The organism is Polymorphobacter megasporae (assembly GCF_018982885.2).
GTDB lineage: Bacteria > Pseudomonadota > Alphaproteobacteria > Sphingomonadales > Sphingomonadaceae > Polymorphobacter_B > Polymorphobacter_B megasporae.
Map to the genome: position 1 here is coordinate 1,407,057 of NZ_CP081848.1, position 19,988 is coordinate 1,427,044.

The 19,988-nt window shown below is 68.1% G+C and carries 24 protein-coding genes; 17 read left to right on the plus strand and 7 right to left on the minus strand.

Annotated elements, in window-relative coordinates; translation table 11 throughout:
* Positions 1 to 10: 10 nt before the first annotated feature.
* Entirely contained in the window at positions 11 to 1,462 is a 1,452-nt protein-coding gene (locus KTC28_RS06570) for a glycosyltransferase family 2 protein (protein ID WP_216709378.1), read from the minus strand.
* Between the two features lie 81 nt (positions 1,463 to 1,543).
* On the opposite strand from KTC28_RS06570, the gene KTC28_RS06575 reads away from it, so the two are divergent.
* Positions 1,544 to 2,104, plus strand: a complete 561-nt coding sequence (locus KTC28_RS06575) for a cytochrome b (RefSeq protein ID WP_216709377.1) — start codon at positions 1,544 to 1,546, stop codon at positions 2,102 to 2,104.
* A 71-nt stretch (positions 2,105 to 2,175) separates the two neighbouring features.
* Positions 2,176 to 2,817, plus strand: coding sequence for an NUDIX hydrolase (locus tag KTC28_RS06580; protein ID WP_255602330.1), 642 nt, complete (start codon positions 2,176 to 2,178; stop codon positions 2,815 to 2,817).
* Here KTC28_RS06580 and KTC28_RS06585 read toward each other — a convergent pair.
* The gene (locus KTC28_RS06585; RefSeq protein ID WP_223132296.1) at positions 2,814 to 4,835 is read right to left on the minus strand and encodes a transglycosylase domain-containing protein; all 2,022 of its coding nucleotides are present in this window, start codon (positions 4,833 to 4,835) and stop codon (positions 2,814 to 2,816) included. The two genes, KTC28_RS06580 and KTC28_RS06585, sit on opposite strands and share 4 nt — an antisense overlap.
* Positions 4,836 to 4,992: 157 nt before the next feature.
* Complete coding sequence (locus KTC28_RS06590; RefSeq protein ID WP_216711488.1) at positions 4,993 to 6,570, minus strand: peptide chain release factor 3; 1,578 nt, start codon at positions 6,568 to 6,570, stop codon at positions 4,993 to 4,995.
* A gap of 123 nt (positions 6,571 to 6,693) precedes the next feature.
* On the opposite strand from KTC28_RS06590, the gene KTC28_RS06595 reads away from it, so the two are divergent.
* Genes KTC28_RS06595 through KTC28_RS06605 form a run of 3 tightly spaced genes read left to right on the plus strand, consistent with a single transcriptional unit; the run spans position 6,694 to position 8,677 of the window.
* Positions 6,694 to 7,668, plus strand: coding sequence for a D-alanyl-D-alanine carboxypeptidase family protein (locus tag KTC28_RS06595; protein WP_255602332.1), 975 nt, complete (start codon positions 6,694 to 6,696; stop codon positions 7,666 to 7,668).
* A gap of 2 nt (positions 7,669 to 7,670) precedes the next feature.
* Positions 7,671 to 8,114 carry a Rid family hydrolase gene (locus KTC28_RS06600; protein WP_216711487.1) on the plus strand — a complete coding sequence of 148 codons (444 nt, stop codon included), beginning with the start codon at positions 7,671 to 7,673 and terminating at the stop codon, positions 8,112 to 8,114.
* Positions 8,115 to 8,158: 44 nt separating this feature from the next.
* Positions 8,159 to 8,677, plus strand: coding sequence for a DNA-deoxyinosine glycosylase (locus KTC28_RS06605; protein WP_216711486.1), 519 nt, complete (start codon positions 8,159 to 8,161; stop codon positions 8,675 to 8,677).
* Here the strand turns inward: KTC28_RS06605 and KTC28_RS06610 are convergent.
* Positions 8,649 to 8,885, minus strand: a complete 237-nt coding sequence (locus KTC28_RS06610) for a hypothetical protein (protein WP_216711485.1) — start codon at positions 8,883 to 8,885, stop codon at positions 8,649 to 8,651. The genes KTC28_RS06605 and KTC28_RS06610 overlap by 29 nt on opposite strands.
* Before the next feature lie 112 nt (positions 8,886 to 8,997).
* Here KTC28_RS06610 and KTC28_RS06615 point away from each other — a divergent pair, with 112 nt between their 5' ends.
* On the plus strand, positions 8,998 to 10,005 hold the full coding sequence (locus KTC28_RS06615; protein WP_216711484.1) for an LLM class flavin-dependent oxidoreductase: 1,008 nt from the start codon (positions 8,998 to 9,000) through the stop codon (positions 10,003 to 10,005).
* A gap of 38 nt (positions 10,006 to 10,043) precedes the next feature.
* Here the strand turns inward: KTC28_RS06615 and KTC28_RS06620 are convergent, their stop codons facing one another.
* On the minus strand, positions 10,044 to 10,934 hold the full coding sequence (locus KTC28_RS06620) for a hypothetical protein (RefSeq protein ID WP_216711483.1): 891 nt from the start codon (positions 10,932 to 10,934) through the stop codon (positions 10,044 to 10,046).
* 1 nt (position 10,935) lies between these two features.
* Complete coding sequence (locus KTC28_RS06625) at positions 10,936 to 12,024, minus strand: Gfo/Idh/MocA family protein (protein ID WP_216711482.1); 1,089 nt, start codon at positions 12,022 to 12,024, stop codon at positions 10,936 to 10,938.
* A gap of 125 nt (positions 12,025 to 12,149) precedes the next feature.
* Here KTC28_RS06625 and KTC28_RS06630 point away from each other — a divergent pair, with 125 nt between their 5' ends.
* The 5 genes from KTC28_RS06630 (at position 12,150) to KTC28_RS06650 (ending at position 15,504) form a co-directional block, all read left to right on the plus strand.
* Complete coding sequence (locus tag KTC28_RS06630; RefSeq protein ID WP_216711481.1) at positions 12,150 to 12,608, plus strand: glucuronosyltransferase; 459 nt, start codon at positions 12,150 to 12,152, stop codon at positions 12,606 to 12,608.
* Between the two features lie 2 nt (positions 12,609 to 12,610).
* A complete protein-coding gene (locus KTC28_RS06635) occupies positions 12,611 to 13,126 on the plus strand; it encodes a glycosyltransferase (RefSeq protein WP_223132297.1) in 516 nt (171 codons plus the stop codon).
* Positions 13,127 to 13,939, plus strand: coding sequence for an acyl-CoA thioesterase (locus KTC28_RS06640; protein ID WP_255602333.1), 813 nt, complete (start codon positions 13,127 to 13,129; stop codon positions 13,937 to 13,939).
* 29 nt (positions 13,940 to 13,968) lie between these two features.
* Positions 13,969 to 14,220: a hypothetical protein gene (locus tag KTC28_RS06645; protein ID WP_216711479.1), complete on the plus strand. Its 252-nt coding sequence runs from the start codon at positions 13,969 to 13,971 to the stop codon at positions 14,218 to 14,220.
* Between the two features lie 66 nt (positions 14,221 to 14,286).
* On the plus strand, positions 14,287 to 15,504 hold the full coding sequence (locus KTC28_RS06650) for an acyl-CoA dehydrogenase (protein ID WP_255602423.1): 1,218 nt from the start codon (positions 14,287 to 14,289) through the stop codon (positions 15,502 to 15,504).
* A gap of 144 nt (positions 15,505 to 15,648) precedes the next feature.
* On the opposite strand, the gene KTC28_RS06655 is transcribed toward KTC28_RS06650, so the two are convergent.
* On the minus strand, positions 15,649 to 15,969 hold the full coding sequence (locus KTC28_RS06655; protein ID WP_216711478.1) for a (2Fe-2S) ferredoxin domain-containing protein: 321 nt from the start codon (positions 15,967 to 15,969) through the stop codon (positions 15,649 to 15,651).
* Between the two features lie 2 nt (positions 15,970 to 15,971).
* On the opposite strand from KTC28_RS06655, the gene KTC28_RS06660 reads away from it, so the two are divergent.
* Genes KTC28_RS06660 through KTC28_RS06685 form a run of 6 tightly spaced genes read left to right on the plus strand, consistent with a single transcriptional unit; the run spans position 15,972 to position 19,936 of the window.
* The gene (locus KTC28_RS06660) at positions 15,972 to 16,757 is read left to right on the plus strand and encodes a sulfite exporter TauE/SafE family protein (RefSeq protein WP_255602334.1); all 786 of its coding nucleotides are present in this window, start codon (positions 15,972 to 15,974) and stop codon (positions 16,755 to 16,757) included.
* Positions 16,758 to 16,799: 42 nt separating this feature from the next.
* Positions 16,800 to 17,699, plus strand: coding sequence for an acetylglutamate kinase (argB, locus tag KTC28_RS06665; RefSeq protein WP_216711477.1), 900 nt, complete (start codon positions 16,800 to 16,802; stop codon positions 17,697 to 17,699).
* A gap of 59 nt (positions 17,700 to 17,758) precedes the next feature.
* Positions 17,759 to 18,091 carry a YggT family protein gene (locus KTC28_RS06670; RefSeq protein WP_255602335.1) on the plus strand — a complete coding sequence of 111 codons (333 nt, stop codon included), beginning with the start codon at positions 17,759 to 17,761 and terminating at the stop codon, positions 18,089 to 18,091.
* Positions 18,092 to 18,117: 26 nt separating this feature from the next.
* Positions 18,118 to 18,411: an ACR/YggU family protein gene (locus tag KTC28_RS06675; protein WP_216711476.1), complete on the plus strand. Its 294-nt coding sequence runs from the start codon at positions 18,118 to 18,120 to the stop codon at positions 18,409 to 18,411.
* Positions 18,408 to 19,295: a bifunctional methylenetetrahydrofolate dehydrogenase/methenyltetrahydrofolate cyclohydrolase FolD gene (gene folD, locus KTC28_RS06680; RefSeq protein ID WP_216711475.1), complete on the plus strand. Its 888-nt coding sequence runs from the start codon at positions 18,408 to 18,410 to the stop codon at positions 19,293 to 19,295. The genes KTC28_RS06675 and folD overlap by 4 nt, the downstream gene beginning before the upstream one ends.
* The gene (locus KTC28_RS06685) at positions 19,292 to 19,936 is read left to right on the plus strand and encodes a MarC family protein (RefSeq protein WP_226896097.1); all 645 of its coding nucleotides are present in this window, start codon (positions 19,292 to 19,294) and stop codon (positions 19,934 to 19,936) included. Before folD ends, KTC28_RS06685 begins: the two co-directional genes overlap by 4 nt.
* Positions 19,937 to 19,988 lie beyond the last annotated feature (52 nt).

Here is a 19,988-nt window from a genome sequence, read left to right on the forward strand (position 1 = left end):
AGTCCCTCGGCTAAAGCGGCGGGGAAGCCACCAGCCCGCCCCGGCTTTGCTTTCCCCACGTCTGCTTGCCGCCGAGGAAATAGACCCAGCCCCATGCCGCGCCGGCGTGGCGGAGCAGCTGGAAGCTGAACGGCTCGACCAGCGACGCGAGCACCGCCGCGCCCGCGCCCATCGGCGGCCCGCCCGCCCAGTGGCGGTACAGCCGGATCGACCAGAGATGAAACGCGAGGTCGATCGCGATCTTGACGCCGATGACGATCGCCACCGGGGCGATGACATGGACCCGGCCGAGCGCGAGATACGTCACCAGCAGTGCGAATGCGGTCAGGCCGAACACCGGCTGGAAGGTGTCGAACGCCTTGACCGGGAGCATCCAGACCCCGAGGTGACCGTAGCGCGCATCGCCGACCATATCGCGGTACCAGTATTGCGTCTGCAGGAAGCCGCCGAACCAGCGCCGCCGCTGGCGCAGGAAGGCGGACAGGTCGGCGGGGGCGGTCGTCCGCGCGCGCGCACCACCGACGACCGCGGTCGTCCAGTGCCGGCCGTGGATGACTGCATAGCGCCGCAGGCGGTGGATCAGCTCGTAATCCTCGACGAGGCAGTCGGCGTCGAACCCGCCGACGTCGAGCACCGCCTGCCGCCGGAACCCGGCGAACGCCCCCGAGATCAACAGCAGCCCGCCAACGCGCTCCCACGCGAAGCGCGACAGGAAGTTGCGGATATATTCGTATTTCTGGAACCACTCGAACAGGCGTCCTCCCGCCGAGGCGTCGCAGACCGGGGTCAGGACCCCTGTCGCGGCGACGAGCGCGGGGTCGGCGACGAACGCCGCGCGGATCGCCGCGATCGCGGCGGGCTCGAGCAGGGTGTCGGCGTCGACCGTCATGACGATGTCGCTGTCGATCGCGCCCAATGCGATATTGAGCGCCGCCGCCTTGCCGCCATGCGGCAGCCGCAACCATAGCAGCCCGGAGTGCGTCGTGCTTTCGGCGCTCAAACTGCCCATCGCGGGAACGCTGAACCCGAAGTCGCGGGTCAGCAGCGCCGCGGTGCCGTCGGTCGAGCCGTCGTCGGCGATGACGATCCGGTCGGGTCGGTCGGACTGGCCGAACAGCGCGGCGAGCGTCACCGGCAGCACCTCGGCCTCGTCGTGCGCGGCAACGATCACCGCGACCCCGGCAGGCACGCCCGGCCCCGGCGCAGGGAGCGCGCGGCGGAGCATCCACGTCTGGACGAAAGTGAAGACCAGCAACACGGTGTCGTAGGCGACATAGACGAGCCCCACGCTCCACGCGAAGACGCCCGAAAAGACGAACGCCCCGGCGAACAGCACGACCCACAGGACGGCAACCCCGCCGTGGATCAGCGTACTCGCGAGGGGGGTCGGCACCGGGGTCCAGCGCGGCGAATTCGCGCGGAGGACGGCTTGAAGATCGACGGGCAAATGGTGGACCTTCATCAACTGTGCGCGAGTCTATAGCGGCACCGGTGACGCCTGTGCCACAAGCCGATTGTCTCAGGCGGTATGAACGGAAGCTGCATGACCCTCCCCGACAAATACACCAAGCCCGCCGTCGTCTTTCACTGGCTGATCGGAGCGCTGATCATCGTCAACGTCGTGATGATCTGGGTGATCACTTATTTCCCCGACAGCTGGGACCGCCCGATCATCAACCTGCACAAATCGATCGGGTTGACGGTGCTCGGCCTCGCGGCGATGCGGATCCTGTGGCGGGTGACGCACGCGCCGCCACCACCACCGCCGGGGCAGCACATGTGGGAGATCACGGCATCGCACCTTGCGCATTTTGCGCTGTACGTCCTCATCGTCGGCCTGCCGCTCACCGGCTACATGCACGATTCGGCGTTCAAAGGGGCGGCGGAGCATCCGCTGACGGTGTTCGGTCTGTTCGAGGTGCCGCGGATCGGGTGGATCGCCAATCTCGGCCAGCCCGACAAGGAGCATGTCCACGATATCTTCTACGGCTGGCACGCGAGCTTCGCGCTGGCGCTGTACGTCATGTTCAGCCTGCACGTCCTCGGCGCGCTCAAGCACCAGTGGTTCGACAAGCAGCGCGAGCTGCAGCGGATGACGCTCTGACGACCGTTTCCCCGTCGAAGGATCCCGCGCCGGCCCTGACGTCGGGCCGCCCGAAGGATGCGGCGACGCTGTTGATCGTCCGCCGCGACGACGGCGCGGGCGGCAGCGGCGGCGAGCCCCGCGTTTTGATGGGGCGGCGGCACGGCGGCCACGCGTTCATGCCGGGCAAATGGGTCTTCCCCGGCGGCGGGGTCGATCGCGGCGACTTCGCCGTCCCCGCCGCGACCGAACTGGTTGGCCACGTCGCCGCCGCGCTCGCCCGGACGACGACCCCGGCGCGCGGGCGAGCACTCGCCATGGCGGCGATCCGCGAGACGTTCGAGGAGACCGGGCTGCTGGTGGCCAAGCCGGTCGATTTAGCGCCGGTGAAGCGCACCGGACCGTGGCGCGACTTCTTCGCCGCCGGAGTCGCGCCCGACCTCGCCGCGCTCGACTTTGTCGCCCGCGCGATCACACCCCCGGTTCGGCCAAGGCGGTTCGACGCGCGCTTCTTCGTGGCCGATGCCGCCGCGCTGGTGTCGCTCGATCCCGGCGGTGGATCGGGCGAGCTCGACGAACTTGCGTGGTTCGACTGGGACGCGGCGGCGGCGCTCGACCTGCCGCAGATCACCCGTGCGATTCTGGCCGAGGTGAAGCTGCGGCTACGCGATCCGGCGCGACCGATCCAGTGTCACCGCTTCGTGCGCGGGGGGCATCGGCTGGAGACTGTCTAGTCGGGTTGCGGCGGCTCGGGGGGTTCGGGCGGCTCCGTCCGGTTCTCGCGACGCTCGCGCACCCCGTCGAGCGCCTGGCCGATCGCATCCGCCGCCTCGCCGGTCGCCGCACCGACGGCGTCGCCGACGACATTCCCGACGAGATCGCCGATCGCGTCGACCGGGCTCCGCTGCACCGGCGCAGGGCGGAGCAGGCCCTCGCGGGTCAGCGCGGCGGTCATGAACTTCTTCCACAGTTTTGCCGGCACCGTCCCGCCGACCACCCCGGTCATCGGCGAATTATCGTCGTTGCCGACCCAGACGCCGACGACGAGGTCGCCGGCGAAGCCGATGAACAGCGCGTCGCGATGGTTCTGCGTCGTGCCGGTCTTGCCGTAGGTCGCGATTCCCAGCAGCGCCGCTTGCCCGGTGCCGTGCCGCACCGCCGACTGGAGGAGTTCGAGCATCGGGCCGCGTTCGGGCCAGCCGCGCGTCGCCGCGACCGCGCCGCGCACCGTGTCGATCAATCCCGGCGCGCGAGGGGAGGCCAGCCCGACCGGCTTGACCGGATACGCACCGTTCGCGACCGCGGCGTAAGCGCTCGTCAGCTCGATCAACGGCACCCCCGACGTGCCGAGTGCAAGCCCTTCGTAATTCGACAGCGGCACCGTCACCCCGAGCAGCCGCGCCTGCTTGCGGACCGCCTCGACCCCGACCTGCTGCGTCAGCTTGGCGGCGGCGATGTTCGACGACGCGGCGAACGCGGTGGCGAGGCTGATCCGCCCGCGATACTTGCCCTCGTCGTTCTTCGGCGACCAGTCGCCGATCGTCGTCGGCGAATCGTCGATGATCGTCCCCGTCGTCGCCCCGGCGTGGAGCGCGGCGAGATAGACGAACAGCTTGAACGACGACCCCGGCTGGCGCAGCGCCTGCGTCGCGCGGTTGAACGGCGTCGCGGCATAGTTCGCGCCGCCGACCATCGCGACGACCCGCCCGTCGGGGCGCATCGCGACCAGCGCCGCCTGATGGATGTTGAGCCCGCCTGCGCCTGCGAGCATGTCGCCGACCGCGCGCTCGGCATCGTGCTGGAGCGCCGGGTCGAGCGTCGTCCTGACCGCGACGTCGCCGTATTGCCCGGGGTCGACGACCCCGCGCGCCTGCGGCAGGACCCAGTCGGCGAAATACGACCCCGTCGGGATCGCCTTGCGCCCGGGGGTGTAGCGCGCCGGGGAGACGCGGCTCGCCTGTGCCGCAGTCAGCGCGCCGGTTTCGACCATCGCCTGCAACACGACGCGCTCGCGGTCCTGCGCGCGCGACAGGTGGCGCGACGGCGCGAGGCTCGACGGCGCCTTGACCAGCCCGGCGAGCATTGCCGCCTGCCCGACGGTCAGGTCCTCGGGCTCGCGGTCGAAATAGGTGCGGGCGGCGGCCCGAAGCCCGTACGCGCCCTCGCCGAAATAGACGCTCGACAGATACCTGGACAGGATCTGGTCCTTGGTCAGGCGGCTTTCGAGGTAGAAGGCGATGATGATTTCCTGCAGCTTGCGCTTGATCGTGCGGTCGCTGCTGAGGAAGCTCGTCTTGGCGAGCTGCTGGGTCAGGGTCGATCCGCCCTGCGACACTCCACCCGCTTCGGCGTTGCGGAACATCGCCCGTGCGATTCCCTGCGGGTCGATCCCCCAGTGCGAATAGAAGCGCCGGTCCTCGATTGAGACGATCGCCTGGGGGACGTACTTCGGCAGCTCGGCGATCGTGACCGGCAGCTCCTTATAATCGCCGCGCCGCGCGATCGGGTGGCCGGCGTCGTCGAGCAGGACGAGGCTGGGGTTCTTAAGCGGCTCGAGCGCGCGCCCGAGCGGGGCGGTGACGACGAGCCAGACCCCAGTGGCGACGATCGCGACGACGATGACCAGCAGGATGAGCTTCCAGAAGCGGCGGAGGAAGCTGCGTTTCGGCGGCGGCGGGGGCGTGTCGAGTTCGGCGAGCAGCGCGTCGATCCGCGCGCGGCGGGCATCGTCATCGGCGTAGAGCGAGGTCATATCTTCCCTCTCCCCTCGAGGGAGAGGGACGGTCGCGCCTTCGCGACCAGGGTGAGGGTGAGGACATTGAAGGAGGAGCCATCATGGCCACCCTCACCCTCACCCTGGTCGCGCGAAGGGCGCGACCGTCCCTCTCCCTCGAGGGGAGAGGGAATGTTCACGCCCGCTCCCGCGTTGCGGTGAAGCGCAGCGTCTTTTCGCGCTGCTCGGTGTAGTTCAATTCCCACTGGTCGCGCGCCATGAAGACCGGCGCGCCGTCGCGGTCCTCGGCCATTGCGCCACGGTGGGCGTCGATGAAGGTCTTGAGGTCGGCGGCTTCGTCGGCGGTGATCCAGCGTGCGGTGTCGAACGGCGACGCCTCGAAGCCGGCGGCGACGTTGTACTCGGCCGACAGGCGCGAGATCAGCACTTCGAGCTGCAACTGCCCAACGACGCCGACAATCCATTGCGACCCGATCATCGGGCGGAACAGCTGGGTCACCCCCTCCTCGGCCATGTCGTTGAGCGCCGAACGCAGCTGCTTCGACTTGGTCGGGTCGCCCAGCCGGACGCGCTTGAGGATTTCAGGGGCGAAGTTCGGGATGCCGGTGAAGGTCAGTGCCTCGCCCTCGGTCAGCGAATCGCCGACGCGCAGGACTCCGTGATTGGGGATGCCGATGATGTCGCCGGGATACGCCTCGTCGGCGATCTCGCGGTCGGCGGCGAAGAAAAAGATCGGCGAGTTGATCGCGATGGCCTTGCCGGTCGCGACCTGCTTCAATTTCATTCCCCGGCGGAACTTGCCCGAGCAGACGCGCATGAAGGCGATGCGGTCGCGGTGCTGCGGGTTCATGTTCGCCTGCACCTTGAAGACGAAGCCGGTGACGGCAGGCTCGTCGGGGGTCACGTCGCGCGGGATCGCGTGTTGGACGCGCGGCGCGGGGGCGTAAGCGGCAAGGCCGTCGATCAGGTCCTCGACGCCGAAATCCTTCAATGCCGAGCCGAAGAACACGGGGGTCAGTGCGCCCTTGCGGTACAGGTCGGGGTCGAGCGTCGCATAGCCGCCGAGCGCGAGTTCGGCCTCGGCGCGGAACTTCACCAATTCGTCGGCGGGGACATGATCGGCGAGGCGCGGGTCGTCGAGTCCGGTCATCTCGATCGTCTGCCCCGACGTCTTGCTGTCGCCTTCGGGGATCGTCAGCCGGTTGCGGCGCAGGTCCCATAGCCCGCGAAACTGCCCGCCCATGCCGACCGGCCAGTTCATCGGCACGACGTCGAGCGCGAGTTTGTCGGCGACCTCGTCGAGGAGTTCGAACGGGTCGCGTCCCTCGCGGTCGACCTTGTTGACGAAGGTGACGATCGGCACGTCGCGCAGGCGGCAGACCTCGAACAGCTTGCGCGTCTGCGCCTCGATCCCGCGCGCGGCGTCGATCACCATCACCGCTGAATCGACCGCGGTCAGCGTGCGGTAGGTGTCCTCGCTGAAATCTTCGTGTCCCGGCGTGTCGAGCAGGTTGTAGGTGATCGCGGCGCGCTCGAACGTCATCACCGAACTGGTGACGCTGATCCCGCGCTGCTGTTCGATCTTCATCCAGTCCGACCGTGCGCGCCGGTTGTTGCCGCGCGCGCGGACTTCGCCGGCAAGGTGGATCGCGCCGCCGAATAGCAACAGCTTTTCGGTCAGCGTCGTCTTGCCGGCGTCGGGGTGCGAAATGATCGCGAAGGTGCGGCGCTCGTTGTGCGCGGGGGCTGACATGCGCCGCTATGTGGCGATTATCGCGGATCGCGGCAAGCCGCCCGAAGTTTGCGCCACAACGCGCTTGCGCTGGCGAGTCCACCTTTGTTACAAAGAGCCAACGGCGGGATCGAGGATTTTCCTGTGCGGAGTCAGCGTCTTCTCATCGGTCTTTTAAGTGCGCTGGCAATTGCCGCGCCGGCGACCGCTTCAAGTCTTTACACCGTTCCGAAATACGCCGCGATCCTGCTTAACGCTTCGACCGGCGAGGTGATGTACGCGCGGCAGGCCGATGCGCCGCGCTACCCGGCGTCGATCACCAAGGTGCTGACGCTGTACATCGCGTTCGATCAGCTCGCGCACGGCGGCGCCCGCCTGACCGACGCGATCACCATTTCGAAGCACGCCGCACACCAGGCCCCGTCGAAGCTCGGCCTCAAGGTCGGCTCGACGATCAGCCTCAAGGACGCAATCGACATCATCGCGACCAAGTCGGCGAACGACATCGCCGTCGCGGTCGCCGAGCATATCAGTGGCACCGAGCAGGCGTTCGCGGCGCGGATGACCGCCACCGCCAAAAAACTCGGCATGACCTCGTCGCAGTTCGTCAATGCGACCGGCCTGCCCGACAGCCGCCAGCTGACCACCGCGCGCGACATCGGCACGCTGAGCCGCGCGGTCGTCCGCGACTTCCCGCAATTCTACCGCGTCTTCAGCCAGGTCGCGGTCGATTACGAAGGCAAGTCGATCGCCAACCACAACCACCTGTTGACGACGCTGCCCGGGGTCGACGGGATCAAGACCGGCTATACCCAGGCGGCGGGGTTCACCCTCGCGGCGTCGGCGGCGCACGACGGGACGCGGCTGATCGCGGTCGTCCTTGGCGGGCCGACCCGGCTGGCGCGCGACGGCAACGTCACCAACCTGCTCAATACCGGCTTCGCGGTCGTCAACCGCCGCGCGCACGGCGAATTGACGACGGTCGCCGAAAACCTCGCCGAGCCCGAGGACCTGTCCGACGGCACACTCCAGGGGCTCGCCGAGACGAGCGTCGGTGACAACCCGACGCTGGCGATGCTGGCGAACCGCACCCCGATCAAGCAGGGCCGCAGCTGGTAGCCATGCGCCGCCGCATCGCAAGCGGTTCGGCGTACGAGGATTTGATCGGCTATTCGCGCGCGATTGTGGACGACGACGGCTGGGTGTTCGTGTCGGGCTGCACCGGAGTCGATCCGGCGACGATGACGCTCTCCGATGGGGTCGAGGCGCAGTGTACCGCGGCCTTGGCGACAATCGCGGCGGCGCTTGGCGCAGCGGGGGCGGGCTTCGATGACGTCGTCCGGGTGCGGTATATTCTCCCCGATGCCGACGACTTCGAAGTGTGCTGGCCGCAACTCCGCGCCGCGTTCGGGATCGCGCGACCGGCGGCGACGATGATCGTCGCGGGGCTGATCGACCCGAAGATGCGGATCGAGATCGAGGTGACCGCGCGGGTTCTAAAGCGCACTCCCCCTTTACCTGGCATCCCCGCGAATGCGGAGACCCAAAGTCACGATGGCCGGTGACCTTGGGTCCCCGCATTCGCGGGGATGACAGGGGAACAGGAGCGATGACGCGCCATGCCAGCTTCGCCCCCGTCGTCGATGCCCGCACCCGCGTCCTCATCCTAGGCAGCTTGCCCGGAGTAAAATCGCTAGAAGCTGGGCGCTATTACGCCCATCCGCAGAACGGCTTCTGGCGGCTAACCGGGAGTGTAGTCGGCGTCGATTTGGTGTCGCTCGACTACCCGGACCGTCTCGCCGCGCTGCTCGCCGCCGGAATCGGCGTATGGGACGTTATCGCCACTGCGCGTCGCAGCGGCAGCCTCGACGAGGCAATCCGCGATATCGAGGGCAACGACCTCGCCGCGCTGGTGGCGACGCTTCCCGACCTGCGCCTCGTCGCTTTCAATGGTCAAAAGGCGGCGTCGATCGGGACGCGGCTGCTTCGACCCGGAACGCCGCACCTCACTCTCCCGTCGAGCAGTCCCGCATATACGATGGCCTTCGCGGGGAAAGCGGCCGCGTGGGCCGCGCTGCGCATGACTCTCGCGAATCGCGTCAGCGTCTCGGACGTGCGCCCTTCTTGATCGCAGGCGCGGGCGGGGCTTGCTGAGTATCGACCGAATGGGTGTTGCTCGAAGCCGGTGCAATCTTGGCGAGCGACTCGCGATTCAACGCGGCGATCTCGGCCGATTGCGGCACCGGCGGCAGCGCACGATGACGCGTGTCGCGTGCGCCGACGGGTGCGGCCGCCACCATCGCGATCGTGCCGAGAGCGAAGAATATGCGCGTCATGATAGTCCTCCCTATTTTTTCCCCACAGAGTGTTAACAAACCAATACTATCACCGCCCGTTCCATTGCTCTCCCGGCGTTCCTATCTTGGTGGCTTGACCGGAGTGACCGCCATGCGTCTCAGTATTCTCGACCAGTCCCCTATCGCTGAAGGCACCACCGCGGCGGCGGCACTGTCCAACTCGGTCGACCTCGCTCGCGCCGGTGAGCGACTCGGCTACCACCGCTATTGGGCGGCCGAGCACCACGCCTCGCCCGCGCTCGCGGGAGCTGCACCCGAGATATTGCTCGCCGCCGCTGGCGCAGCGACGCACTCGATCCGGCTCGGCAGCGGCGGGATCATGCTGCCGCATTATTCGCCGTTGAAAGTCGCCGAGATTTTCTCGACGCTGAGCGGGCTCTACCCGGGGCGGATCGACCTTGGCCTCGGCCGCGCGCCGGGGAGCGACCAGCGGACCGCGTTCGCGCTCCAGCGCGATCGGCGGACCCAGTCGCCGAACGATTTCCCGAACCAGCTCGCCGAACTCCTTGGCTATCTCGAGGACGACCTGCCGCCGGGACACGCTTTCGCCGATCTTTCAAGGACTCTGCCCGGCCTGCCCGAGACGCCCGAAGTGTGGCTGCTCGGCTCGTCGCCTGATAGCGCGGCGTGGGCGGCGGAGACCGGGCTGCCGTATTGTTTCGCCGACTTCATCAACAGCGACGGCGCGGAGATCGCCGCGCAATATCGGCGCGCGTTCCGCCCCGGTGTGCGAGGGGCGAAGCCGTATACGATGGCCGCGCTATGGACGGTTTGTGCCGAGACCGACGCCGAGGCCGAACGGCTGGCGCTATCGTCGCGGATGATGCTCGCGCATTTGCTGACCGGGGTGCTGATCCCGGTGCCGTCGCCCGAGAAGGCCAGCACGTGGCTCGCGGCAAATCCGAACGCAGCACAGCGCCGCGGCCGCCGGATGATCGTCGGCTCACCCGCGACTGTTCGCGCCGGGATCGAGGCGGCGGCCGCGGAGTACGGCGCGGACGAGGCGATGCTGGTCAATATCGTCCACGATCATGCAGCGCGGGTGCGGAGTTACGAGTTGGTGGCAGAGGCGTTCGCAGATCGACGGCTAGCCGCGTGACTTCCTGAATCCTTCCCAAAGACCGGGAGGATCAAGAGTTAAGCCGCGATCGCCCGTCGCGCGTCCGCCGCCTTCACCAATTCGACCGTATTCCGGATATTCGCCCGGCCTGACGCGCCGAACACCATCGACTCGATCTGCGGCTGTTCGGCGACCCACGCGATCGCCTCGGCAGGCGGGATCGCGCCGCTGGCGTAGATCGACATCGCGATGACGCGGCACGGATAGGCGTCGATCGCCGCCGCATACGCCGCCCAGCCGCCCGACATGCGGAAGCCGATCTTGTTCATGTTGGCGCAGACGATCGGGTTCTCGACACCTTGTGCTTCGAGCGCGCGGAGCAGCAGCGGCAGGTTCATCGTGATGAAGCCCGGCTCGGCGTTATAGCGCTTGCGGCAATGGTCGGCGAAGATGCGGAACGCGTCCTTGAACTTGAGCCCGAGGAGCAGGTCGACGACGACGTTCTGGAGGAAGATCACCGGGGCGTTGACCCCCTCGAACATCTTCATCTCGGCATCGACGAGCAGGGTAATCAGGCCCTCGACGTCCTTGTTGGCGATCGACAGGCCGCCACGCACCGCCGCATCGAGCAGCCCTTCCTGCGGCAGGAAGCGCTTGAGCGTCCCAAGATAGCCGTCTTCGGTCACCGCATTCGCGTATTTATGCGCGTACGGCATGCCGGGATAGAAGATGAAGTCGGCGTATTTCGCCGGGTTCGCCTTCATCGTCTCGACGATCTCGAGGATGCGGTCGTGGGTCGTGCACATGAAGGTGCGGACCCCCTCGGCGAGCGCGATGTCGAGGACATCGACGATCGCCTGCGTCTTCTGGAAGCGCATCGCCCCGGCGCGCGCCTTCTCCTCCGACATGTGGTTGATGCCGAAGAACTGGTTATCGCCGAACAGCAGGCGGTCCATCTTGTGAGCCATGTCAGCGGCGTCCCATCAGCTTGCCGATCATTCCGGTCTTCGCCGCCGCCGGGGCGGGGGCGCGGAAGTTCGCCTCGACCGCGCCGTCGTTCTCGATGAACATCGCGAGCGTCTTGTCGGTTTCGACCGCGCTGGCGAAGTCGTTCTCCAGCGCCCCGCCGCCGATCGCCGCGATCCAGCCGTCGATCTGCGCCGAATATTCCTCGCCGCGGAGGTAGAAATCGACGGGATCGCTGAGTTCGGTCGTGTAGCGCGTGTTCCAGCCCGCGGTGTAGCCCTCGGGCAGCGCACCGACGTCGTCGCGCAGGAACAGCTGGATCTCCTGCCGGTCGGCGTACAGGCGTCCGGCGGTGCCCCACAACGTCAGCCGCGTCGTCATCTTGCGCACCGACGTGTCGGTCCAGTCGACCGAGACCTGCGCGGTCAGCCCGCCGTCGTAACGCAGCGTGCCGTAAACCTGGTCGTCGGTCTCGGCCGAGAACACTGGCACCAGCGCCGCCCCGGCGACCGTTGCGGGCGCGCCGAACAGCCACGTCACGAGGTTGATCGGGTGCGCAGCGTAATCGTACAGGCAGCCGCCGCCCTGCGCGCGCTGGGTCCGCCACGACGATCCCTTGGGCTTGGTCACGACCGCACCATACGCCTCGGCGAGGACATGGGTGACGCGTCCGATCGCGTTGGTGTCGACGAGTCGCTTGACCTCGCGGAACGCGCCGATGAAGCGGTTGTGATAGCCGACCTGGCAGATCAGCCCTTTTTCCGTGGCGAGAGCGGCAAGCGCCGCGCCCTCGTCGGGGTCGAGGCAGAACGGCTTTTCGCAGAAAACGTGGAGGCCGCGATCGAGCGCGGCGCGGACCATCGGGCCGTGCATCGCCGACGGCGTCGCGATCAGCACTGCGTCGAGGTCGACCGACTTCAGCATCACCTCATAGTCGGTGAAGGTCGCCAGCCCGGTGTATTTACCGAGGACGTCGAGGACGTATTTTGCGCTGTCGCAGATGCCCGCGACCTCGACGCCGGCATGGGCGTTGATCACCGCAAGGTGCGACAGGCCCATCTTGCCCATTCCGACGACGCCGACCCGGACCAAATTCCGCCTCCTCGAGCAATGCTGCAGCTTCGTAACCATAGTTCGCACCTGCAACAAGCCGGTTGACAGCGCGAGGCCACCCGCCTTGATGCGAGCGATAGAGCGGTGGGGTTGAGGAACAACGAATGGCGACACGGCGAGTGCGTGTCCTCGCGGTCGCTTCGGGCGGCGGGCATTGGGTGCAATTGCTGCGACTGCGTCCCGCATGGGACGGGTGCGACGTGGCTTATGCCACCGTCCATCCCGAAGCCGCCGCGCAAGTCCCGGGCGCGCGTTTCTTCAGCTTCAAGGACGCGAGCCGCAAGAACAAGGCGAGCTTCGCCATCGTCGCGCTCCAGCTGTTCCGCGCGGTCGCCACCGTCCGCCCCGATGTCGTTGTCACCACCGGTTCGGCCCCGGCGCTGTTCGCGATCATGTTCGGGCGGCTGTTCGGCGCGCGGACTTTGTGGGTCGACAGTATCGCCAACAGCGAAGTGATGTCGTCGTCGGGGCTGCGGGCGCGCAAGCTCGCGCACCAATGCCTGACGCAATGGCCCGAGCTCGCCGCCGACCCGGTCCCGAAATACTGGGGAGCGGTGCTGTGAGTATGGCCGCAAATGACGCTCCCGAGGTCTTCGCGAGTGTCGGCTCAATGTTCGCGTTCGACCGCTTCGCCCGCGCGCTCGACGATTGGGCCGCAGCGCACCCAGCGACGCGCGTCCTCGTCCAGATCGGCAGCGGCGCGTACGAACCTAAGCACGCCGCGTTCGTCCGGATGATGCCGCCCGCGTTGTACCAGCGCCGGATCGCCGAAGCGCGGCTGTTCGTGGCCCACGCCGGGATGGGATCGATCATCGCCGCGATCCAGGCGGGCAAGCCGCTGTTGATGATGCCGCGCCGCCTCGATCTGGGCGAGCACACCACCGACCACCAGTTCGCGACGCTCGCCAAATTCGCCGGGCGCGACGGGTTGCACACCGCAATTACCGTCGAAGACCTTTACGCCGGGATCGACGCGCTGCTCGCCGATGGGGGGACGCCGCCCGCGCCGATCGAGCCGTACGCCGCCCTCGCCTTCACCGACCGCATCCGCGCCTTCATCCACGGTTCGGACGCCGGCTAGATGGCGCTGATCGACCTCGGCACGACCGACAGCGCGACGCGCTTCACCCTGTCGGTGACGCCGAACCTCAGCGTCGGGCCGCCCGACCAGCAGTTCCTGTTTGGCGGGGCGGGGCTCGGCAGCGCGATCGCCGCGCTCGAGGCCGCGACCGGACGGCCGACGGTGTGGGCGACCGCGCAATATCTGTCCTTCGCGAGGCCTCCGGCGGTGCTCGACCTCGACGTCGTCGTGCCGGTCAGCGGGCGTCATTCGAGCCAAGCGCGGGTGACCGGGCATGTCGGCGCGACCGAGATCTTCACCGTCAACGCCGCGCTCGGCAGCCGCCCCGGCACGCTGGCGATGCAATGGGCGGCGATGCCCGCGGTCCCGCCGCCCGCCGACTGCCCGCCGATGGTCTACGACTGGGTGCGGCGCGACGACGACCTCAACGCCAATTTCGAGCAGCGGATCGCGCACGGGCGTTACGGTCCGGCGCGGCGCAGCGGCGGGCCGAGCGTCGACGGCGAATCGGCGATGTGGGTCCGCCGGACCGACGGCGGCCCCGTCGACCGGATCACCCTCGCGCTAATGGCCGACTTCGTGCCGTCGGGCATCGGCCACGCGACCGGCGCGGCGATGGGCGGCAACAGCCTCGACAACACGATCCGCTTCGTCGGCCTCGCCCCGACCGAATGGGTGCTGTGCGACACTGTGATCGAGGGGCTGGCGAACGGCTTTGCCCACGGCCGGATGCGGCTGTTCGCCGAAAGCGGCGCGCTGCTCGCGACCGCGAGCCAGTCGATGATCGTGCGGACGCACGTGCCGCCGGTGTGATAGGATCATCGATCATTGGGAGAGTCGTGATGCGTTTCCTGATTGCCGCCGTCGTATTGTCACTATCCGCACCCGCGCTTGCCGACATCGTCCCGGAATGGAGATCGGCGGGCTGCGCGGCCGACACCCGGGTCATGCCCGCCGCTGCAGCGAAGGCCGCCGGCTTCCAGCGCCTCGACCAACTCCCGCCCGCCGCCGAATATCTCACCGTGTATCGCGCCGTCGGTCGCTGTCCCGCGCCGGTCGTGGTCCGCTACGGCATCGGCACGCCGCGACGCTGACGGCGGTTCAATTTCCGGGTGAAATGCGATAGATCGGTCCCAAGCCTTGGGAGTCCGTCCGTGAATATCCAGACCAAGATCGCCGCCGATACCGCGCCGCGCTGGCCGCGTTTCGACTGGTCCGACCCGCTCCTGCTCGACGCGCAGTTGAGCGAAGACGAGCGGATGATCCGCGATTCAGCGCGCGCCTTCTGCGACGCCGAGCTGCTGCCCGCAGTCCGTGAGGCCAACCGCCACGAGAAATTCGACCCCGACCTGATGAAGAAGTTCGGGCGCGCCGGGCTGCTCGGCGTCACGATCGACGGCTATGGCTGCGCTGGCGCAAGCTATGTCGCCTACGGCCTGGTCGCGCGCGAGGTAGAGCGCGTCGACTCGGCGTACCGCTCGGCGATGAGCGTCCAGTCGAGCCTCGTGATGTACCCGATCCACGCCTATGGCACCGAGGAGCAACGCCAAAAATACCTCCCCGGCCTCGCCACCGGTGACTTGATCGGCGCGTTTGGCCTGACCGAGCCCGACGCCGGCTCCGATCCCGGATCGATGAAGACCCGCGCCCGCGCCACCGCCGACGGCTTCGTTTTGAACGGCGCGAAGATGTGGATCACCAACTCGCCGATCGCCGATGTCTTCGTGGTGTGGGCGAAGCTCGCCGACGACGCGGGGGTCGACACGATCCGCGGCTTCATCGTCGAGCGCGCCGACGCCGGGCTGTCGACGCCGAAGATCGAGGGCAAGTTCGCGCTTCGCGCCGGCGTCACCGGCGAGATCGTGCTTCAGGACGTCGCCATCCCCGCCGACCGCATCCTGCCCGGGGTCAAGGGCCTCGCCGGACCGTTCGGCTGCCTCAACAACGCGCGCTACGGCATCGCGTGGGGCGTCATGGGCGCGGCGGAGTTCTGCTGGCATGCGGCGCGGCAGTACACGCTCGACCGCAAGCAGTTCGGCCGCCCGCTGGCCCAGACGCAGCTCGTCCAGAAGAAGCTCGCCGACATGCAGACCGAGATCACGCTTGGCCTGACCGCCGCGCTTGCTGCCGGTCGCCTGCTTGACGTCCACAACCTTGCGCCGGAAGCGATCAGCCTGATCAAGCGCAACAACTGCGGCAAGGCGCTCGATATCGCCCGCGTCGCGCGCGACATGCACGGCGGCAACGGCATCTCCGACGAATATGGCGTGATCCGCCACGTCATGAACCTCGAGGCGGTCAACACGTACGAGGGCACGCACGACGTCCACGCGCTGATCCTCGGCCGCGCGCAGACGGGGCTGCAGGCGTTCTTTTAGCCCCAGTGAGGCTGCACGCAGCGCGGTAAACGCATCTTAGCGTTTCCCGTGCAGCGCGCAGACTCGCGCAAGGCCGGCGGGCGGGGCGGCGGCGAACCGCCGCCGAACCCGTCCGACGAGCGCGGGCTTTGCCCGCGCAACCTACTAAGAGATCGCCGTCAACCCCAACTGCACCGCGACATCGATCACCGGCGTGTCCTGTGGGACGACATATACCAGCCCCGCGTCGCGGCTCGTCGTCACCGCGACCGCGCGGCGCGGGCACAGCTTCATGCAGCCGGTCTCGACGATGCGGATCGGCGAGCGTTTCCACTTCGGCAGGCCGAGCGTCTTGACCAGCGCCTTCGCCAGCGACTTCGAGCCGTCCTCCCCGAAGCCGCCGCCGACCTTCTTGCCGCACTTCTTGCAGATCGCGACGAGGGTCGTCGCCGGGGTCGGGACGGTGCGGATACCGGGTAAGCTCATGCGTGCTCCTGCTTGACGCGTGCGGCCCAACGCTTCACGCCGCCACGATGCTCCTTCTCGCGCTTCTTTTCGTCTGTGGACTATGGGCGGGGACGCAAAATGCCCTCGCCGGGGGCGGTTCGTTCGTCACGTTGCCGGCGCTGATCCTGACGGGCCTCGACCCGCGCATGGCGAACATCACCTCGACCGTCGCACTGTTTCCCGGACAGGTCACGACCGGACTCGCCGGGCGCAGCCTCGTCGCCGGGGCCGAGCGGCTGTCGTTCCGCGCGCTCGCGGTCATCAGCCTCGTCGGCGGAATCGCGGGGGCGCTCCTGCTCCTCGTGACGCCGTCGAAGGTGTTCGGCGCGATGGTCCCGTGGCTCGTACTGGCGGCCACGGGCCTGTTCGCGTGGAGCAGCTTCGGGCCGAAGCCCAAGGGCGAGACGACACCGCCACCGGCATGGGTGTCGGCGCTGATCCAGGGGGTCATCGCGGTTTATAGCGGCTTCTTCGGTGGCGGCGCGGGGATCGTCACGCTCGCCGCGCTGACCCTCGCGCGGATGCCGATTCGCAACGCGGCGGGGACCAAGAACGTCCTCGTGTCGCTCTCGAACATCGCCGCCGCGATCGTCTTTGCCGCAACGACGGCGATTCCCTGGGCGAAGGCGGCGGCGGTCGGCGCGGGGTCGATGGTCGGCGGCTATGCCGGGGCGATCCTGCTCAAGCGCGTTCCGGTGATGTGGCTCAGGGTCGGGGTCATCGTCATCGGTGCCGCGCTGACGATCGGCCTGTTTGTTCGCGGCTAGCGGCTATAGCCGCGGGCGTGGCTAGCCCGCTATAGGCGCTGCATGCCCGACAATTCTCCCGACCCGCACGCGCTGGCGAAGACCGAAACGCTGATCGAGGCGCTGCCGTATCTCCAGCGATACGCAGGCCAGACCTTCGTTGTGAAGTACGGCGGCCACGCGATGGGCAACCCCGAAATGGCGAAGGACTTCGCCGACGATATCGTCCTGCTCAAGGCGTGCGGCATCAACGTCGTCGTCGTCCACGGCGGCGGCCCGCAGATCGGCGCGATGCTCGAACGGCTCGGGCTCCACAGCACCTTCGTCGACGGGCTGCGCGTCACCGACGCCGCGACCGCGCAGGTCGCCGAGATGGTTCTCGCTGGGTCGATCAACAAGGAACTCGTCGCGTGGATCAACGCCGCGGGTGGCGTCGCGGCGGGGATCTCGGGGAAGGACGCCAACCTCGTCCGCGCGGTCAAGGTGACGCGGACGACGCGCGATCCAGGGAGCAATATCGAGCGCGAGATCGACCTCGGCTTCGTCGGCGAGCCCGTCGCGGTCGACCGCACGCTGATCGACGTCCTGACGACCGCGAACATGGTCCCGGTGATCGCGCCGGTCGCGACCGGGGTCGACGGCGCGACGTACAACATCAACGCCGACACGATGGCCGGGGCGATCGCGGCGGCGATCGGCGCGGCGCGGCTGTTCCTGCTGACCGATGTCGCCGGGGTGCTCGACAAGGACGGCCTCCTGCTGACCGATCTCAATCCGCGTACGATCACCGCGCTCGTCGCCGACGGCACGATCTCAGGCGGGATGATCCCCAAGATCGAGACGTGCATCACCGCGGTCGGCGCAGGCGTCGGCGCGGCGGTCATCCTCGACGGGCGCGTCAGCCATGCAATGCTGCTCGAGATCTTCACCCGCGAGGGGGCGGGCACGCTGGTCCGCGCGTAGCTCGTGCTCGGCTTCGCCCAAAGGGAGCGAAGATTGCGCGCGGGGGCGACACGCCCTAGATGCTGCGGCGCAACCTCAAGGGCTCGAACATGAATTCGCTCGCCGCAATCGTCGGCATCGTCATCATGGTGCTGCAGTGGCTGATCTGGCTGTTGATCCTCCAGGCGATCCTGTCGTGGCTCATCGCCTTCAACGTTATCAACACCTACAACAGCTTCGTGCGCGGCGTCCTGCGGACGCTCGATGCGATCACCGAGCCGCTGTTGCGGCCGATCCGGCGCATCCTGCCCGACCTCGGCGGGATCGACCTGTCGCCGATGGTGCTGATCCTGATCATCATCCTGATCCAGCGGCTGCTGCCCGCGATCCTGCTCGATACGGGTGTGATCTGAAGGCATGGGGGGCCATTTCGGGCGGCGTGACGCTGAGCGTCCGCGTGTCGCCGCGCGCCGGGCGTAACGCGGTAGAGGGCCTGCTCCCCGACGCCGAAGGCAAGCTCCACCTCGGGGTGCGCGTCGCCGCCGCCCCGGTCGACGGCGAGGCGAACGACGCGGTCGAGGCGACCCTTGCGCGCTGGCTCGGGATCAAGCCGCGCGAGGTCGAGGTCACCGGCGGGCTGACCGCGCGGTCGAAGGTCGTGACGATCGACGGCGATCCCGTCGCGCTGATCCGCAAGCTGCAGACGCTCACCGCACCAAAGGTAACGGCATGACCGCGACGATCATCGACGGCAAGGCGCATGCCGCCGCACTTGTCGAGCGGGTTGCCGCTGCGGTTCCCGCCTTCGCCGCCGCGCGCGGGCGCAATCCGGGGCTCGCGGTGGTGCTGGTGGGTGAGAACCCGGCGAGCGCGGTCTATGTAAAGAACAAGCTGGCGCGGACCGTCGCGGCGGGGATGCGCTCGATCGAGCACCGCCTGGATGCGACCGTGTCCGAGGACGACCTGCTCGCGCTCGTCGCCGCGCTCAACGCCGACGACGCGGTCGACGGCATCCTCGTCCAGCTGCCGCTGCCGGGGCACATCGCCGAGACGAAGATCCTGACCGCGATCGATCCCGACAAGGATGTCGACGGTTTCCACCCGGTCAACGCCGGGCGGCTCGCGACCGGGCTGCCGGGGCTGGTGCCGTGCACGCCGTTCGGCTGCATGATCCTGTTGAAGGCGGTCTTCGGCGATTTGAGCGGGGCCGAGGCGCTGGTGATCGGCCGCTCGAACATCGTCGGCAAGCCGATGGCGGCGCTGCTGACCGCGGCGTCGGCGACCGTCACCATCGCGCACAGCCGGACCCGCGACCTCGCCGCCTACGTCGCGCGCGCCGACATCGTCGTCGCTGCGGTCGGCGTGCCGAATCTCGTTCGCGGCGGGTGGATCAAGCCGGGGGCGACGATCATCGACGTTGGCATGAACCGCATCGGCCTTCCGGACGGTAAGACGAAGCTCGTCGGCGACGTCGATTTCGCTGAGGCGGTCGAGGTCGCGGGTGCGATCACTCCGGTCCCAGGCGGGGTCGGGCCGATGACGATCGCGTGCCTGTTGCGCAACACGATGGTCGCCGCGCACCTGCGTGCTGGCCTGCCGCCGCCGGTCGGGCTGTGATCGCAACGCTCTTCCCGCTGTTCGTCTCGGCGTTCGTCACGCTGTTCGTCGTCCTCGACCCGCCCGGCGTCATCCCGATCTTCTCGTCGCTGACATCGGGCGCGTCGCCGTTGCACCGCCGGGCGATGGCGTGGCGCTCGACCGCGATCGCCAGCGGTGTGCTGCTGCTGTTCGGCATCTTCGGCCAGGGCTTTCTCGGCGCTCTCGGCATCAGCCTCGCCGCGTTCCGCATCGCCGGCGGCATCATGGTGTTCCTGATCGCGATCGACATGGTCTTCGAAAAGCGCACCGAACGCCGCGAAAATCGCGCTGAAGAGATCAGGGGCGGTCGCGCGGTCGTCGAGGAAGACATCTCGGTGTTCCCGATGGCGATCCCGATGCTCGCCGGGCCGGGCGCGATCGCTGCGGTGATGCTGCTGTCGGCGCGCGCGCATGGAATCGCCGAGCACATCGTCGTGTTCGGCGCGCTCGCGGCAGTGCTGGCGATCACCCTCGTCGCGTTGCTCGCTGCCGGGCCGGTGATGCGGCTGATCGGAGTCAAGATCGAGGCGATGGTCACACGGCTGCTCGGCGTGATTCTCGCCGCGCTCGCCGCGCAATTCGTCATCGACGGGTTGCGCGAGGCGTTCCACCTCGCGTGAGGCCGTTCATCGACGGTTGACCCGGGTGTTGTAGTGCGGCGCACGCGTCGCT

What these genes read in the sequence shown, in the direction of transcription:
- KTC28_RS06570 (WP_216709378.1), bottom strand. Translation starts at nt 1,462, where the DNA reads ATGAAGGTCCACCATTTGCCCGTCGATCTTCAAGCCGTCCTCCGCGCG.
- KTC28_RS06575 (WP_216709377.1), top strand. Translation starts at nt 1,544, where the DNA reads ATGACCCTCCCCGACAAATACACCAAGCCCGCCGTCGTCTTTCACTGG.
- KTC28_RS06585 (WP_223132296.1), bottom strand. Translation starts at nt 4,835, where the DNA reads ATGACCTCGCTCTACGCCGATGACGATGCCCGCCGCGCGCGGATCGAC.
- KTC28_RS06590 (WP_216711488.1), bottom strand. Translation starts at nt 6,570, where the DNA reads ATGTCAGCCCCCGCGCACAACGAGCGCCGCACCTTCGCGATCATTTCG.
- KTC28_RS06600 (WP_216711487.1), top strand. Translation starts at nt 7,671, where the DNA reads ATGCGCCGCCGCATCGCAAGCGGTTCGGCGTACGAGGATTTGATCGGC.
- KTC28_RS06605 (WP_216711486.1), top strand. Translation starts at nt 8,159, where the DNA reads ATGACGCGCCATGCCAGCTTCGCCCCCGTCGTCGATGCCCGCACCCGC.
- KTC28_RS06610 (WP_216711485.1), bottom strand. Translation starts at nt 8,885, where the DNA reads ATGACGCGCATATTCTTCGCTCTCGGCACGATCGCGATGGTGGCGGCC.
- KTC28_RS06615 (WP_216711484.1), top strand. Translation starts at nt 8,998, where the DNA reads ATGCGTCTCAGTATTCTCGACCAGTCCCCTATCGCTGAAGGCACCACC.
- KTC28_RS06620 (WP_216711483.1), bottom strand. Translation starts at nt 10,934, where the DNA reads ATGGCTCACAAGATGGACCGCCTGCTGTTCGGCGATAACCAGTTCTTC.
- KTC28_RS06630 (WP_216711481.1), top strand. Translation starts at nt 12,150, where the DNA reads ATGGCGACACGGCGAGTGCGTGTCCTCGCGGTCGCTTCGGGCGGCGGG.
- KTC28_RS06635 (WP_223132297.1), top strand. Translation starts at nt 12,611, where the DNA reads ATGGCCGCAAATGACGCTCCCGAGGTCTTCGCGAGTGTCGGCTCAATG.
- KTC28_RS06640 (WP_255602333.1), top strand. Translation starts at nt 13,127, where the DNA reads ATGGCGCTGATCGACCTCGGCACGACCGACAGCGCGACGCGCTTCACC.
- KTC28_RS06645 (WP_216711479.1), top strand. Translation starts at nt 13,969, where the DNA reads ATGCGTTTCCTGATTGCCGCCGTCGTATTGTCACTATCCGCACCCGCG.
- KTC28_RS06655 (WP_216711478.1), bottom strand. Translation starts at nt 15,969, where the DNA reads ATGAGCTTACCCGGTATCCGCACCGTCCCGACCCCGGCGACGACCCTC.
- argB (WP_216711477.1), top strand. Translation starts at nt 16,800, where the DNA reads ATGCCCGACAATTCTCCCGACCCGCACGCGCTGGCGAAGACCGAAACG.
- KTC28_RS06670 (WP_255602335.1), top strand. Translation starts at nt 17,759, where the DNA reads ATGCTGCGGCGCAACCTCAAGGGCTCGAACATGAATTCGCTCGCCGCA.
- folD (WP_216711475.1), top strand. Translation starts at nt 18,408, where the DNA reads ATGACCGCGACGATCATCGACGGCAAGGCGCATGCCGCCGCACTTGTC.